This window comes from Alistipes sp. AF14-19, assembly GCF_003461645.1.
GTDB classification, from domain to species: Bacteria; Bacteroidota; Bacteroidia; order Bacteroidales; family Rikenellaceae; genus Alistipes; species Alistipes shahii.
Window position 1 is genome coordinate 1 of record NZ_QTXM01000048.1, and the last position, 1,539, is coordinate 1,539.

A 1,539-nucleotide genomic window follows, 5' to 3' on the forward strand; every position below is an offset into this window, starting at 1 on the left:
ATTTTTTTTACAATGGAGAGTTTGATCCTGGCTCAGGATGAACGCTAGCGGCAGGCCTAACACATGCAAGTCGAGGGGCAGCACGGTGTAGCAATACACTGGTGGCGACCGGCGCACGGGTGCGTAACGCGTATGCAACCTACCCATAACAGGGGGATAACACTGAGAAATTGGTACTAATACCCCATAACATCAGGACCGGCATCGGTTCTGGTTGAAAACTCCGGTGGTTATGGATGGGCATGCGTTGTATTAGCTGGTTGGTGAGGTAACGGCTCACCAAGGCAACGATACATAGGGGGACTGAGAGGTTAACCCCCCACATTGGTACTGAGACACGGACCAAACTCCTACGGGAGGCAGCAGTGAGGAATATTGGTCAATGGACGCAAGTCTGAACCAGCCATGCCGCGTGCAGGAAGACGGCTCTATGAGTTGTAAACTGCTTTTGTACGAGAGTAAACGCTCTTACGTGTAAGAGCCTGAAAGTATCGTACGAATAAGGATCGGCTAACTCCGTGCCAGCAGCCGCGGTAATACGGAGGATCCAAGCGTTATCCGGATTTATTGGGTTTAAAGGGTGCGTAGGCGGTTTGATAAGTTAGAGGTGAAATACCGGTGCTTAACACCGGAACTGCCTCTAATACTGTTGAACTAGAGAGTAGTTGCGGTAGGCGGAATGTATGGTGTAGCGGTGAAATGCTTAGAGATCATACAGAACACCGATTGCGAAGGCAGCTTACCAAACTATATCTGACGTTGAGGCACGAAAGCGTGGGGAGCAAACAGGATTAGATACCCTGGTAGTCCACGCAGTAAACGATGATAACTCGCTGTCGGCGATACACAGTCGGCGGCTAAGCGAAAGCGATAAGTTATCCACCTGGGGAGTACGTTCGCAAGAATGAAACTCAAAGGAATTGACGGGGGCCCGCACAAGCGGAGGAACATGTGGTTTAATTCGATGATACGCGAGGAACCTTACCCGGGCTTGAAAGTTACTGACGATTCTGGAAACAGGATTTCCCTTCGGGGCAGGAAACTAGGTGCTGCATGGTTGTCGTCAGCTCGTGCCGTGAGGTGTCGGGTTAAGTCCCATAACGAGCGCAACCCCTACCGTTAGTTGCCATCAGGTCAAGCTGGGCACTCTGGCGGGACTGCCGGTGTAAGCCGAGAGGAAGGTGGGGATGACGTCAAATCAGCACGGCCCTTACGTCCGGGGCTACACACGTGTTACAATGGTAGGTACAGAGGGCAGCTACCCAGTGATGGGATGCGAATCTCGAAAGCCTATCTCAGTTCGGATCGGAGGCTGAAACCCGCCTCCGTGAAGTTGGATTCGCTAGTAATCGCGCATCAGCCATGGCGCGGTGAATACGTTCCCGGGCCTTGTACACACCGCCCGTCAAGCCATGGAAGCTGGGGGTGCCTGAAGTTCGTGACCGCAAGGAGCGACCTAGGGCAAAACCGGTGACTGGGGCTAAGTCGTAACAAGGTAGCCGTACCGGAAGGTGCGGCTGGAACACCTCCTTTCTGGAG

1 rRNA gene is annotated in these 1,539 nt (G+C 53.0%); it reads left to right on the plus strand.

The features are described from left to right. Window positions 1-9 precede the first annotated feature (9 nt). Window positions 10-1,533: ribosomal RNA gene (locus DWW03_RS16325) — 16S ribosomal RNA — on the plus strand. Window positions 1,534-1,539 lie beyond the last annotated feature (6 nt).